At 66.8% G+C, this 13,128-nt stretch carries 15 protein-coding genes; 9 read left to right on the top strand and 6 right to left on the bottom strand.

Translation table 11 applies throughout. The features are described from left to right. Window positions 1-6: 6 nt before the first annotated feature. Complete coding sequence (locus tag AC3A4T_RS05585) at window positions 7-699, top strand: sigma-70 family RNA polymerase sigma factor (RefSeq protein ID WP_487674492.1); 693 nt, start codon at window positions 7-9, stop codon at window positions 697-699. A 451-nt stretch (window positions 700-1,150) separates the two neighbouring features. After that, window positions 1,151-1,702, top strand: a complete 552-nt coding sequence (ssb, locus tag AC3A4T_RS05590) for a single-stranded DNA-binding protein (RefSeq protein WP_487674493.1) — start codon at window positions 1,151-1,153, stop codon at window positions 1,700-1,702. A 115-nt stretch (window positions 1,703-1,817) separates the two neighbouring features. Here ssb and AC3A4T_RS05595 read toward each other — a convergent pair whose 3' ends face one another. After that, complete coding sequence (locus AC3A4T_RS05595; protein ID WP_487674494.1) at window positions 1,818-2,642, bottom strand: universal stress protein; 825 nt, start codon at window positions 2,640-2,642, stop codon at window positions 1,818-1,820. A 165-nt stretch (window positions 2,643-2,807) separates the two neighbouring features. Between AC3A4T_RS05595 and AC3A4T_RS05600 the strand changes: the two genes are divergently transcribed. Further along, on the top strand, window positions 2,808-3,353 hold the full coding sequence (locus AC3A4T_RS05600; RefSeq protein WP_487674495.1) for an N-acetyltransferase family protein: 546 nt from the start codon (window positions 2,808-2,810) through the stop codon (window positions 3,351-3,353). 59 nt (window positions 3,354-3,412) lie between these two features. Further along, window positions 3,413-3,784 (top strand): low affinity iron permease family protein, encoded by a 372-nt coding sequence (locus AC3A4T_RS05605; RefSeq protein WP_487674496.1) that lies wholly within the window; start codon window positions 3,413-3,415, stop codon window positions 3,782-3,784. A gap of 29 nt (window positions 3,785-3,813) precedes the next feature. Here AC3A4T_RS05605 and AC3A4T_RS05610 read toward each other — a convergent pair whose 3' ends face one another. Then, window positions 3,814-5,070 (bottom strand): MgtC/SapB family protein, encoded by a 1,257-nt coding sequence (locus AC3A4T_RS05610; RefSeq protein WP_487674497.1) that lies wholly within the window; start codon window positions 5,068-5,070, stop codon window positions 3,814-3,816. A 15-nt stretch (window positions 5,071-5,085) separates the two neighbouring features. After that, window positions 5,086-6,123 carry a zinc-dependent alcohol dehydrogenase gene (locus tag AC3A4T_RS05615; protein ID WP_487674498.1) on the bottom strand — a complete coding sequence of 346 codons (1,038 nt, stop codon included), beginning with the start codon at window positions 6,121-6,123 and terminating at the stop codon, window positions 5,086-5,088. A gap of 146 nt (window positions 6,124-6,269) precedes the next feature. Between AC3A4T_RS05615 and AC3A4T_RS05620 the strand changes: the two genes are divergently transcribed. After that, complete coding sequence (locus AC3A4T_RS05620; protein ID WP_487674499.1) at window positions 6,270-7,016, top strand: response regulator; 747 nt, start codon at window positions 6,270-6,272, stop codon at window positions 7,014-7,016. Next, window positions 7,013-9,052: a PAS domain S-box protein gene (locus AC3A4T_RS05625; protein WP_487674500.1), complete on the top strand. Its 2,040-nt coding sequence runs from the start codon at window positions 7,013-7,015 to the stop codon at window positions 9,050-9,052. Before AC3A4T_RS05620 ends, AC3A4T_RS05625 begins: the two co-directional genes overlap by 4 nt. On the opposite strand, the gene AC3A4T_RS05630 is transcribed toward AC3A4T_RS05625, so the two are convergent. Next, window positions 9,049-9,771, bottom strand: a complete 723-nt coding sequence (locus AC3A4T_RS05630) for a helix-turn-helix domain-containing protein (protein ID WP_487674501.1) — start codon at window positions 9,769-9,771, stop codon at window positions 9,049-9,051. The genes AC3A4T_RS05625 and AC3A4T_RS05630 overlap by 4 nt on opposite strands. Before the next feature lie 223 nt (window positions 9,772-9,994). Here AC3A4T_RS05630 and AC3A4T_RS05635 point away from each other — a divergent pair, with 223 nt between their 5' ends. Further along, window positions 9,995-10,876: a hypothetical protein gene (locus AC3A4T_RS05635; protein WP_487674502.1), complete on the top strand. Its 882-nt coding sequence runs from the start codon at window positions 9,995-9,997 to the stop codon at window positions 10,874-10,876. A 25-nt stretch (window positions 10,877-10,901) separates the two neighbouring features. Here the strand turns inward: AC3A4T_RS05635 and AC3A4T_RS05640 are convergent, their stop codons facing one another. Both AC3A4T_RS05640 and AC3A4T_RS05645 read right to left on the bottom strand, forming a co-directional pair. Further along, window positions 10,902-11,168, bottom strand: a complete 267-nt coding sequence (locus tag AC3A4T_RS05640; protein ID WP_487674503.1) for a hypothetical protein — start codon at window positions 11,166-11,168, stop codon at window positions 10,902-10,904. 66 nt (window positions 11,169-11,234) lie between these two features. Further along, on the bottom strand, window positions 11,235-12,104 hold the full coding sequence (locus AC3A4T_RS05645) for a universal stress protein (protein ID WP_487674504.1): 870 nt from the start codon (window positions 12,102-12,104) through the stop codon (window positions 11,235-11,237). 170 nt (window positions 12,105-12,274) lie between these two features. Here AC3A4T_RS05645 and AC3A4T_RS05650 point away from each other — a divergent pair, with 170 nt between their 5' ends. Then, entirely contained in the window at window positions 12,275-12,925 is a 651-nt protein-coding gene (locus tag AC3A4T_RS05650; RefSeq protein WP_487674505.1) for a BON domain-containing protein, read from the top strand. After that, window positions 12,922-13,128 carry a cytochrome oxidase putative small subunit CydP gene (cydP, locus tag AC3A4T_RS05655; RefSeq protein WP_487674506.1) on the top strand — a complete coding sequence of 69 codons (207 nt, stop codon included), beginning with the start codon at window positions 12,922-12,924 and terminating at the stop codon, window positions 13,126-13,128. Before AC3A4T_RS05650 ends, cydP begins: the two co-directional genes overlap by 4 nt.

Genomic DNA, 13,128 nt, shown 5'->3' on the forward strand with positions numbered 1-13,128 from the left:
GACGTGATGGAAGCGGCGACGGCCGAAGGGGAGGACGCCGAACTGTGGCAGCGCTACCGCGGCGGCAGCGACGACGCGCGCGACCGGCTGTTCCTGCGTCACGTCGGCTGGGCCAAGGCGATCGCCTCGCAGGTGCACGGCCGCATTCGCGCCTATCCGGTCGACCGCCAGGATTTCATCCAGAACGCGACCATCGGCCTGCTCGATGCGATGAGCCGCTTCAACCCCGAGCGCGGCGTGACCTTCCGCGTCTACGCCAAGCCGCGCGTGCGCGGCGCGGTGTTCAACGGCTTGCGCGCGATCCTCGGCGACCGTCCGCCGCCGCGCGACGAGGCCACCATCCGCGAGCGCCTGCAGAGCCTGCAGGACAACGGCGGCCAGGACACATTGGAAAGCATCGTCGACTCGGTGGTCGGCCTGGGCCTGGGCTTCCTGCTCGACGAAGCCGGCCGCCACGGCGGCGCCAGCGACACCCGCGACGGGCTGGCCTATGTCGACCGCCAGCAGACCGAGCATCGCCTGAGCGCGGCGCTGAACAACCTGCCCGAGCGCCTGAAGCTGATCATCCAGACCCACTATTTCCACTATGTCCCGTTCCAGGACATCGCCCAGAGCCTCGGCCTGACCAAGGGCCGGGTGTCGCAACTGCACCACGCGGCCTTGACCAAGCTGCGCGAGAGTTTGCGGGATATGCAGTAGGGCGCGAGGGGCGTGGATCGCCGCGGCTCGGCGCGTGCCTGGACGGGGTAGATCGCGCCGAAGGCCGCGACCGGGCGAGAGGCATGGGCAGCGCGGCGCGAACTGAGCCCAGGACCGCGGTGCCGACCCCTGACCACGACTATGCCGTCCTGTCGACCGAAACCGCGGCTGGCCCGGTCCTGTGGTGGCGGAGGTTTGAGCCCCGATGCCTTGCGTTGCAGGCGCTACGGTGCTTGCCCCGGCCGGCGCGCCGGGCCGAAGCCGGCTTCGACAGGCGCCGGCGAAGATCCATCCGCGGCTCCGTTCGAGCCCCGAGCCCGCCCGGCGAGGCCCGTCCCACCTACGCCTCAACCAGATTAGTCCCACCCGCCCCCGCGCCGGGGACCCATGGCGGAGCGGGGGGCTATAATCCATCATCTCAGCCGTATCCCGGCAATAGTTAAGGAATCCCATGGCACGCGGCGTCAACAAAGTCATCCTGGTCGGCAACCTCGGTAACGATCCGGAGACCAAATACACCCAGGGCGGCATGGCCGTGACCACCCTCAGCCTGGCGACCACCAGCGTCCGCAAGGACAAGGACGGCAACCAGCAGGAACGTACCGAGTGGCACCGGGTCAAGCTGTTCGGCAAGCTCGGCGAGATCGCCGGCGAGTACCTGAAGAAAGGCCGTCAGGTCTACATCGAAGGCTCGATCCGCTACGACAAGTTCACCGGACAAGACGGCGTCGAAAAGTATTTCACCGACATCATCGCCGACGAGATGCAGATGCTCGGCGGCGGCGGTGAAGGCGGCGGTGGTGGCGCGCGCGAAGGCGGCGGCCGCAGCGACTTCCGTGGTGGTGGTGGTGGCGGTGGCGAGCGTCCGGCGCGCGGCGGCGGTGGTGGTGGTGGCGGCAACTACGGCGGCAATCGCGATGCCGGCCCGCCGCGCCGCGAAGCGCCCCCGGCCAAGTCGAACGATTTCGGCGATGATTTCGCGGACGACGACATTCCGTTCTGATTCCGGCGTCGAGCAGCGTCTCGCTTCTGCCGCAAAAGGCCCGCTGATGCGGGCCTTTTGCTTTCTCTCGCCGTATCGTCGACCGTTCTCGGCTCGGCGATCGCGGCATCGCGATCTAACGCGAAAACAACACCGGACAAGGCGCATGGTCCAGCAGATACCGCGTCGTTCCGCCGAGGATCTGCTCGATCAGCCGCGAATGACTATAGGCACCGGCCACGATCAATTCGGCGTGGCATTCGCTCGCATACTCGGCGATGACGGGCCCGGCGTTGGCGTGCGCCGCGGATCTGCGAACCCATTTGACCTGTACCCCGTGGCGCTCGAGATAGCTGCGCAAGAACGCATCCAGCGGGTACGCGGTCGATGAGGTTTCGTCGACGCTCAGCAAGTCGACCGAGCGCATGCGGACCAGCCAGGGCAGGGCATCGTGCAGCGCCCGGGCGGCTTCCCGGGAGGCCTTCCACGCCACGACCGCATGGCCGAAGGTCGTCGGCAGGGCCTTGGCGGCGGGCACGCACAGGACCGGCCGGCCGGAGCCGGCGGCGACGGTGGCGAATACGCGGTGGCGGGCGTCGCGCTCGTTCGCGTCCATGCCGAGCACGGTGACGTCGGCATAGCGGGCGTGTTCGATGGAGATCTCCGACGGCGTCAGCCAGAACGATTCCGAGCGGCGGATCTCATAGGGCACGTCGTCGTAGCGCAATCGCGCGTCGGCGGCTTCGGCCATGCGTTCGATGGTGGCCAGCGCGCACTCGCGCATGTTCTGGTAGACGCCCGCCGGGTAGTACTCCCAGGCCTCCGGAATCGGCGCGACCTGACTGACGCCGACCAATGCCACCACCCGGCCGCGCCAAGCCTTGGCCATCGCGCAGGTGGTTTGCAGCACCGGCGAGAGGATGTCGCCCATCAACAGCGGTACGAGGAATTCCTTGAACATGGCGCTCGCTCCGAAACCCGTAGCGGCAGCGTGCCAGTCGCGGCGATGACGGCATTGATACGGATCAATGAAGCCGATGTGGCGCGCTCGCGCGGATTGATCCAGATCAAGAGCGGCGGGCGGCGAAGGCCTAGGCTGGATTCGAACCCATCACAGGAGCCTGTCATGAACATCGCATCGCCCGTCACCCGCGTTTCAGCACCGCTGCGATGGACCCAGACCTTGCGCGACCGCAGCCACGTCGTGATCCGGTCCATTTCGCCGCAGGACCGCTCGGCCGAACGCAGTTTCCTGGAGGGGCTGTCGGCGCAGACCCGCCGATTCCGTTTTCTCGGGCAGATGCGTTGCCCCAGCGAGCAGTTGCTCGATCAGCTCACCGATATCGATCCCGAGCACGAAATTGCCTTCGTCGCGGTGATTCCGGAAGGAAGCGCCGAGCGCATCGTCGGCGCCAGTCGCTACAGCGCGTCGGCGGACGGCGAGTCCTGCGAATGCGCCGTGACCGTGGCCGATGAATGGCAGAACAAGGGACTGGGCAGCGCCTTGATGAAGCACTTGATCGAGATCGCGAGACAACGCGGCATCCGTCGGATGTATTCGGTGGATCTGGCGGAGAACCTGCAGATGCGCGATCTGGCGGCTTACCTCGGCTTTCATATGCGCGCCGATCCCGACGATGCCGGTCAGGTCATACACGAGCTGTCGCTGTAGACAACGGCGCCGCGCTCAGCGCGGCGTTTTTTTGGCGATGGCGCGGCGCGGGAATGCAGATGAAACTCACGAGTGCGTTCGATCGATTTTCGAAACTGGCGGCGCGGTTCTCCGGGCGGCCGCTGGCGTTCACCGCGGCGGTCGCGATCATCGTCGTGTGGCTGGTGACCGGGCCGTTGTTCGCCTTCAGCGATACGTGGCAGCTGGTGATCAACACCGCGACCACGGTGATCACGTTCCTGATGGTGTTTCTGATCCAGAACACGCAGAGCCGCGACACCGAGGCGATCCAGATCAAGCTCGACGAGTTGATCCGCGCGACCGAGGCCGCCAGCAATTCGCTCATGGATCTGGAAGAGTTGGACGAAGCCACGCTCGACAGATACCGGCTGAAGTACGAGCTGCTGGCGCGTCAGTCGCGTGCGGGATAAGCCGTCGCGAGGGTCTGTCGGGATTGCATTCAACCCAGCAGGGCGACGAGCACGAAGCAGGCCGTCATGAGCAGCGTTCCCGGGATCAGCCGCCAGGCGAAACCGCGCCCGCCCCGGACCGCGGCCACGAAGCACTTCATCAGCGAATTGGCGATGACCGCGCCCATCAGTCCTTGTTCGGCCAATCGCGCATCGAGCGGATCGCGCGCCATCGATTGCGCTGCCGATGCGGCGGCGGCATGCACGTCGGCCAGTCCGGACAACGCTAGCACCCACGGCAGGCTGGCCCCGCCGAGATGGCTTCGCGCGATCGCCGATGCCAGCATGATCGCGCCGAGCAAGGCCACGAATCGCAACGCGGCCATCGGCTCGAACGGCCGTTGCGATACCAGCTTGCGCATCGGAACGGCCGTTGTGGTGGCGGCTGAGCGGGTGGACAGCCATGCCGCCGCCGCGACGGCCGCGCCCGCCGCGATCAAGGCCGGCGTGGCCCAATGCAGCATCGCCGGCGACAGCGCGCCGAGCACGACCGCCAGTTGCACGATCGTGGCGACATTGGACATCAGGCCGGCGCTCGCCGCGGCCGGCGCCAGGGCGGGATCGGCGCGGGCGCGATCGGCCATCGCGGCGATCGTGGCGGTGCTCGACACGAAACCGCCAGCCAGCCCTGCGATCGAAAGCCCCAGTCGGGCGCCGAAGATCCGAAGCGCGACATAACCCACCGAACCGATCGCCATGACCGCGACCACCAGCACCCACAGACGATGCGGGTTGATCGATCGCCACGGGTCGATGGTCCGGTCGGGCAGCAGCGGCAGCACCACGAATGCCGCCGCGGTCAACAACAGCAGATCGTGCAGTTCCTGCCGCGTCAGCACCCGCCGGCTGAATCGGTGCAGGCGCTGTTTGCTGGCCAGCACGATGGCGACGAGCACGCCGAGCGCGGCGGCGATGTCGGGTGAGCGCATCGACAATGCGCCCAGCAGCCAGGTGACCAGCAACGCGATTTCCGTGCTCAGTCCCGGGTCGCGATCGCGCGTGCTCAGATAACCGGCGGTGACCAGCGCGCTCAGGAACAGTCCGGACGTCAGCAGGCCGAGTTCGCCCAGACTGACCGCGACCGCGCCGGCCAGGCTGCACAGTACGAAGCTGCGAATGCCCGCCGGTTCGTGCAATGGGCCGCGTCCCCTGGCGCGTTCGCGATCCAGGCCCACCAACAGGCCGATGCCCAGCGCCACGCTCAGGCCGGTGATCGGAGAGGGGGACGCGATCGAAAGCGGAATCATGGGGCGGCGACGCGTCTAAGCGATCAGGCTCATGTCGAGCACCGCGCGGCCTTCGATCGCGCCTACCCGCAAACGATCGAGCACCGCGTTGACCTGACTGAGCGGGTAGGGTTCGACCTGGGCCCGCACCTTGCCGTAGGCCGCCATGGCGACGGCTTCGGCCAGGTCCTGACGATTGCCGACAATCGACCCGCGCAAGGTGATGCGTTTGAGCACGACATCGAAGATCGGCGTGGCGAATTCGCCCGGAGGCAAACCGATCAGGCTGATCGTGCCTTTGCGGCGGACCATGCCCAGCGCCTGGCTGAAGGCGCTGGGCGACACGGCGGTGACGAGCACGCCTTGCGCGCCGCCACCGGTGGCGCGGCGAATGTCTTCCAGCGCGCTCGCATCGTTGGCGTTGACGACGATTTCCGCGCCCAGCGAGCGCGCCAGTGCGAGCTTGCTTTCGCTGACGTCGATCGCCGCGACGTGCAGCCCCATGGCTTTCGCGTACTGGATGGCGAGGTGGCCGAGGCCGCCGATACCGGAAATCGCGATCCACTCGCCGGGGCGCGTCTCGGTCTCGCGAATGCCCTTGTAGCTGGTGACGCCCGCGCACAGGATCGGCGCGAGGGAGATGAAGTCGCAGTTGTCCGGCAGGCGCGCGACGTAGGCCGCGTCGGCGATGGCATAGTCGCTGAAAGTGCCGTTGACGCTGTAGCCGCTGTTGCGTTGGCCTTCGCACAGGGTTTCCCAGCCGCTGATGCAGTATTCGCAACGCCCGCACGCGTCGTGCAGCCAGGCGATGCCCACCGGGTCGCCGCTGCGCAGATGTTTCACTCCCGCGCCGACTTCGGCGACGACGCCGGCGCCCTCGTGCCCGGGAATGAACGGAAGGCCGGGTTTGACCGGCCAGTCGCCTTGTACCGCATGCAGGTCGGTGTGGCAGACCCCGCTGGCGCGGATCTTGACCAGCACCTCGCCGCGGCCGGGGCTGGGGATGGGCAGGTGCTCGATCGACAGCGGTGCCCCGAGGCGATGCCCGACTGCCGCTCGCATTGTGCCGTTCATCGCGTGCTCCACCTGCCGAGTCGATCAGCAGTCTGCGCCCGCGCGCGAACGGCGCCTTGATCTGGATCAAGTCCGGCCGGCGGTGGTTGCGATGCCTGGGGGATCGGACCATGCTTTCCACCTAGCCTGGGAGTCAGATGATCGCCATGTCACTGCAAGCGAAGGACAAGGCATCGCCGGCCGGACATCTGCCCGGTCTGCTGATAATCGACGACGATCCCGATATCGTCGCGCTGTTGTCGCGTTACTTCGGCGCCAACGGCTATCGGGTGACCGGTGCGGCCAATGCGGCCCAGGCGCGGGCGCTGATCGTCGCGGAGACGATCGAACTGGTGCTGTTGGATCTGGGGCTGCCGGACGAGGACGGCCTGTCCTTGCTGCGCCATCTGCAGATGAACTGGCGAGGGCCGGTGATCGTGGTCAGCGGGCGCGGCGAAGCGGTCGAACGCGTCGTCGGCCTGGAACTGGGCGCCGACGATTACGTGACCAAGCCCTTCGACCTGCGCGAGTTGTTGGCGCGAACCCGGTCGGTATTGCGCCGCGCGCTGCCCAAGGTGGAGGCGCCGATCGCGGGCGAGCGCCTGATCTTCGAAGGATTCAGCCTGGACATTCCCGCGCGCCGCCTGACCGACGCGTCGGGCAGCGAAGTGCCATTGACCACCGGCGAATTCGAATTGCTCAAGGCGCTGCTGGAACGTCCGCGTCAAGTGCTCAGCCGCGATCAGCTGATGACCAGCGTGCATGGCCGCGACGCCGGTCCGTTCGATCGAACCATCGACGTCGGCATAGGCCGGCTCAGGCGAAAAATCGAACACAGTCCCAGCGAGCCGCGGTTGATCAAGTCGGTACGTGGCGCCGGCTACCTGCTGGCCGCCGAGGTGCGCAAGGCATGACCGAAGACGCGCTGCTGCACGGCCTGTTCGAAGCCGTTCCCGATGCGCTCGTCGTCGTCGACGGCAACGGCCGCATCGTTCAGGCCAATCGTCAGGCGGAACGGCTGTTCGGTTATCCGCAAGGCGGTTTGAACCACATCGCGGTCGAACAGCTCATTCCCGAGGACGCACGCGAGCGGCATCACGCCCATCGCGCGGGCTATGTGGCGCGGCCGCATGTGCGCCCGATGGGGGTGAGCGGCCAGAGCCTGATCGGGCAGCGACTGGACGGAACGAAATTTCCGGTCGAGATCGCGTTGAGTCCGATCGACAGCGATCAGGGGCCACGCTATCTGGCATCTGTTCGCGACATCTCCGAATCGCAACGCGCGCGCCAGGCGCTGGTGCGCGCGCGCTACGACGCCTTGGCCGCGAGAATCGGCCAGCTCGCACTGGAGGCACAGGACGAGTCCGGTGTGGTCGATCATGTGCCCGCACTGTTGGCCGCGGCATTGGATACGCAAGTCGTCGCCGTCGTGTTCGTGTCCACCGATCGGCAAACGGTCGAGACCCGGGCCTCGATCGGGTTGAATGGCCCGGGCGCCGGCGCCGGATCGCTCGCCCGATTCGATTCGCCCGCCTTGTTGGCCTTGATCGCCAAGGGCGAAACCCTGGTGGCCGATGACCTGCACGGGGCCGCCGGTGCGGCGAGCGGTTTTCCGATCAGCACGTCGCACGCCGGCAGTGGCGTGCTGCTGCCGTTGTCGGACCGCGGCTGGGCGATGGGCGCCTTGCTGGTGATGTCGGAAAAATCGCGTCACTTCGATCACGACGCGCTGCACCTGCTGCAATCGGTGGCCAATCTGATCGCGGCCTTCGTGCAGCGACGGCGCACCGAGGAACAGTTGGCGCATTCCCAGCGCCTGGACGCAGTGGGCCAGCTGACCGGTGGCATCGCCCATGATTTCAATAATCTGTTGACCGTGATCTCCGGCAGCCTGCAGTTGCTGGAGATGGAGTGCGAGGACAAGTCCGACGCCAGCGACATCATCGCCAGCGCGTTGCGCTCGGTGGGACGCGGCGCGGAACTCACCAGCAAGTTGCTGGCGTTCGCGCGCCGGCAGCGACTCATACCGCACGCCGTCGATACCGCCGCATTGCTGCGCGATCTGGAACTGATGCTCAAGCGCACCCTCGGCGAAAGCATCCGGCTGCAGGTCCATTGCGATGACGATCTGCCCGCAGCCTATGTCGATCCCACCCAATTGGACGCGGCGCTGGTGAACCTGGCCCTGAACGCACGCGATGCGATGCCGCGCGGCGGGGAGATCACCATCGAAGCGCGCTCGCACCACAATGGCGAGCAGACCATGCCGGGTGAACTCGCCGTCGGCCGCTACGTCAGGATCAGCGTGACCGATACCGGCCGCGGCATGGGGCCGGACACTTTGGCCCGAGCGATGGAGCCGTTCTTCACCACCAAGGAAGCCGGACGCGGCAGCGGCCTGGGCCTGAGCATGGTCTACGGCTTCGCCAAGCAGAGCGGCGGGCATCTGCGGATCGAAAGCGCGCTTGGCTACGGGACGCGGGTGAATTTGTTCGTACCGGCCGCTCAGGCGACCGCGACCGCGGCGGCGCCGGTCAGCGGGGTAGGTATCGAAGGCAAGGGCGAGACGGTACTGGTCGTCGAGGACGACGAGGCCGTGCGCAATATCGCCGTCGCGTTCTTGCGCTCGTTCGGGTATCAGGTGCTAGCGGTCGATTCGGCCGAGGCGGCGCTGGACACACTGGCGGAGAACGCGTCGATCCGCATCCTTTTCAGCGACGTGATGCTCGGCGAAGGCATGAACGGCAAGGACCTGGCCTTGGCGGCGCGCGCGCTCCGACCGGGCCTGCCGGTGTTGCTGACCTCGGGTTACGAAACCCGCGGCGTCGGCGAAAAAGACCCGCCGGCCGAGCGTTTCGAATTGCTGCGCAAGCCGTATCGGCGCGAACAGCTCATGGCGGCGATCGGCCTGGCGCTCGATCCGCGCAAACAGATGCCGCCCGCGCCTTAGTGACAGGTGGTGCTTTCGCGCAGCACGGTTTGCAGTCCGGCGCGGTTCTGGATGCGGATCTCGCGGCCGGCCACCGCGATCAGGCCCCGTGCCTGCAGGCGCGACAGCACCCGGGTCACCGTCTCCAGTGTCAGCGACAGAAAGTTTCCGAGTTCGGCGCGGGTCATCCGCAGTTGCAGATGGCTCGGGCTGAAGCCCAGGCACTCGAGCCGCGATGCCAGATCGAACAGAAACGTAATCACGCGCTGATCGGCGCCGAGCGTGCCCAGCGCCAGCATCCAGCCCCAGTCGCGACGGATCTCGCCCGCGAGCAAGCAGGTGATGCGTTCCTGGAACTGCGGCATCTCGTCGCGTAACTGCGCGTACGGCAGTTCCCACAACTCGCCGGTGTCCAGCGCGATCGCATCGCAGGTGTAGGTCGGCATGTCCAGCGAGTCCAGTCCGAGCAGATCGCCGCGCATGCGAAAGCCGGTGATCTTCTCGCGGCCGTCTTCACTGATCAGGGCGGTCTTGAAGAACCCGGCATGCACCAGATACAGGGCGTGGCGAGGCTGACCGGCGCGGAACACATGCTGCTTGGCGTGGACGCGCCGGCGTTGCAGCGGCCAGTGCTGCAACAGTTGCTCGAGACTGTGGGTCTCCTGCGCGCGTCCCGCCGAGGAGGCACCGGAATAGGATTCGAACGACGGCTCTGGGCGGGAGGCGGTTTCGAGCAACATGGCGGTGGTCCGATGGCGGGGTTGGGATCAGCCTAGAGGCCGATGCCGCCGGAATGATTCCAGCGCGGTAACCAGCGGTAACAGTTTGTAACAACCGGATTGAACCGGCGGCCGGCGCACCCGGCGCGCGCAGCCATCGAAGCTTGATCCGGATCAAGGCTCGATCGACGGCGGCGGTCACAGTGGACAGAACGCAGTGCGGCGCTGGCCGCTGGAACAGGCTTTGACCTCCCCGACGCGATTCACCGACCCGCATGCGGTCGATCTTTGGGACAGCCAATTCCGCTGGCGCAGCGGCAATCGGCTGTGCGACCGCACGATCGATGCGACATGGCAGCGCGTCGCCACCGCTGTGGCGGATGCCGAGGGCGAAGAGTGCGCGTACTGGCGCAGCCGCTACGCGTTCGCATTCGGCCAATGGCAGTTGCTGCCCGATCCGAGGCTGCTTCGTTTCGCCGGAACCGACAGGCCGGTTCCCCCGTTGCGCGAACCGATCGCCGCGGTCAACGCCGGAGCGTTCGTCGTCGATGCGCATACGCGACGCGCCCGCTTCGATCATCAACGGTTCGGCGCCGCCGCGGCGGTGGCCGTGCGGATGCTCGACGATGCCGCGCTGGCCTTCGGACCCGACGACGATCGGCCGATGCGTTTCGGAATCGGAATCATCGGCCTGGGCGATGCCCTGGACGCGCTGGGGCTGGCTTGCGATCGCACGCAGGCGCCGCGCGCGGCCCAGGCCATCGCCCGCAGCCTGGCGCTGGGATGTCTGCACGGTTCGCTGAAGATGGTCGAGGAACGCGGCGACCGGCGCGCTCAAGGCGGTCAGGGCCTGGCGGACCTTTGGAGACAGCGCGCGTTGCCGGCCGAACTGGCCGACGCGGTCGCGCGTAACCATCGGCACGAATGCTTGACGCGGCTCGATGGCTTGTCCGAACTCGCGCGTCTTGCCAATGGCGCCAGCGATTCGTTCGACCTGCCGAAGCGGGGTCCGAGCGATTCGATCGAAGCGGCGTCGGCGGATATGCAGGCCGTGCGACGGGCGATCCGTTGCGCGGTCCAGCCGTGGATCGATACCCAACCCCAGACGTCGCCGCTCGAGGCCTGATCGCGGCGCAGCCGGTGGGTAGCGGCTAGCCCTTGGCGCCGACGCGACCAAGCAAGGCCGTCGACCAGCGGCGAACGCGCAGGATCGCGCTCTTGATCCCGGACCGGGCGGTCGCCGGCGCGAACGCGTCGGTCAAACGCTTCAATGTCCCATCGGCATGATCGGCATTCGGATTGGCGTCCGGATCGGGGCCGCGCAACGCGATCATGACGTCATCTTCAATCCAGCGCAGTTGGCGTCGAAGATCTTGTTCGACGCGAACGGATTCGTCCTGCTCGTCAGCGCTCGTCATGGCGGGCCTCGGCGGATATCGGTGTGTGGATATCGGTGTGTCGGCAAGGGCGCGAAAACATCCATGTCAGTGTCCGAACAACATGGGAAGGTCGGTGGCGATCAGCAGTTCGCGGGTGACCCCGCCCAGCGCCCACTCGCGCAGACGCGAGTGGCCGTAACCGCCCGCGACCAGCAGATGCGCATGCATTTCCCGGGTGTATTGCAGGATTGCGGTGGCCACGGTCTGGCCGAGCGTCGGCCGGCTGACGAGATAGGCCTCGACGCCATGCCGCGCGAGATACTTCACCATGCGCCGTCCGGACTCATCGGTGTCGGCCGCGCCGTCGTCGTGGATGGTGAGCACGTCCACGCGCTCCGCACCCTTCAACAGGGGCAATGCATCGTGCACGGCGCGGGTGGTTTCACGCGTGGGCTGCCAGGCGATCGTGATGCGCTTCATCGGCATGGTGACCACGGTGCGCGGCGGAATCACCAGCACCGGACGTCCCGATTCGAGCAGCAGGGCGACGAAGTAGTCGTGCGGCACGATCGATTCGACCGTATCGCCGACTGATCCGGCCACGACGACGAGGTCGGCATCGAAGGCCTCGCGCGCCGCCATTCTCGGCGATTCGGCGTACAGGGCCTCCACCACGCGCGCGTCAGACGAGATGGTCTCGCCGGCGAGTTGTTGCCTGAGTTTGTCCAGGTTCACCCGGCCGCGCTCGCGAAGGCTGTCGTGGACGTCGGCGGTGACCGTATCGGCAATCAAACCCCAGGGATGAGCGAGCGGCATCGGCAGGTCGACCATCTCCAGCGCCGACAGATGCGCGGCATGCAGCCTCGTCAACGCGATCGCCGCTTGCAAGGCCTCGACGTCGCCTTCGCTACCGGTCATGGGAATCATCAGATTCTTGTACATGCGCGTGCTCCACGGGCCGGAATCGGCCGACATGGCACTGTCCATTCAGCGGTGGCGCGGCGTATTGATCTGGGTCAAGCCCGGGCAAGCGACCTCAGTCGCGGGTATGCGCCCGTTTGGTCGTGCGGTTCGATTGATCTGGATCAAGTGATTCGGCCGTGGCCGCTGGCGTAATGAGACCGGATTTTTCACCGGAGCCGGACATGAACAGCGAACGTCTGCGCAAGTACGTGTTGGAGGAATTGGCGTTCGACCCGCGGGTCGATGCTTCGGGCATCGGCGTCGGCGTGGACGAGCGCATCGTCAAGCTCACCGGACACGTCCACAGCCTCGCCGACAAGATCGCGGTGGCGCAGGCGGTGGAGCGGGTGAAGGGCGTGCGCGGCGTGGTGCTCGATGTCGAGGTGCGCTGCCCGCCCGATGCGCATGTGTCCGACGAGGTGTTGGTCAAACGCGCCACCGACGTGCTGGCCTGGGACACCTCGCTGCCGAAAGGAGCGGTCAAGGTCACCGTCGACCAGGGCTGCCTGACCCTGACCGGCACGGTCGACTGGCAATTCCAGCGTAGCGGGATCGAGAGCGATCTGCGTTGCCTGGCTGGTGTGATCGACATCGACAACCAGATCGCGATCCGGGCGATTTCCTGCAAGCAGGACGTCAAGCGTTCGATCAAGGACGCGATGCACCGCCGCGCCGACGTGCAGGCCTCGAATATCCGCGTCGACGTGGACGAGGGCGGGCGCGTGACCCTGAAGGGCAAGGTCGACGACTGGCAGGCGCGAAACGCGGTCGAGGACGCCGCGTGGCTGATCGCCGGGGTCAAGGATGTCGACAACCGGGTACGCATCCGGTGACGACGCCCGCCGTGCCGGCCCGCGGCGCGCGCAAGCGCGACAAGGCCGCGCGCAACGGCGGCCGGCTCAAGCGTCGCGTCGTCGTGGCGATCGCCGCCAAGCTGGTCTTGTTGACCTTTTTGTACCTGATGTTCTTCTCGCCGTCGCACCGGCCGCGCATCGACGATGCGGCGGTGGACCGGCATTTGATTCCCACAAGGTAA

The organism is Lysobacter sp. Soil_N_51 (genome assembly GCF_057655755.1).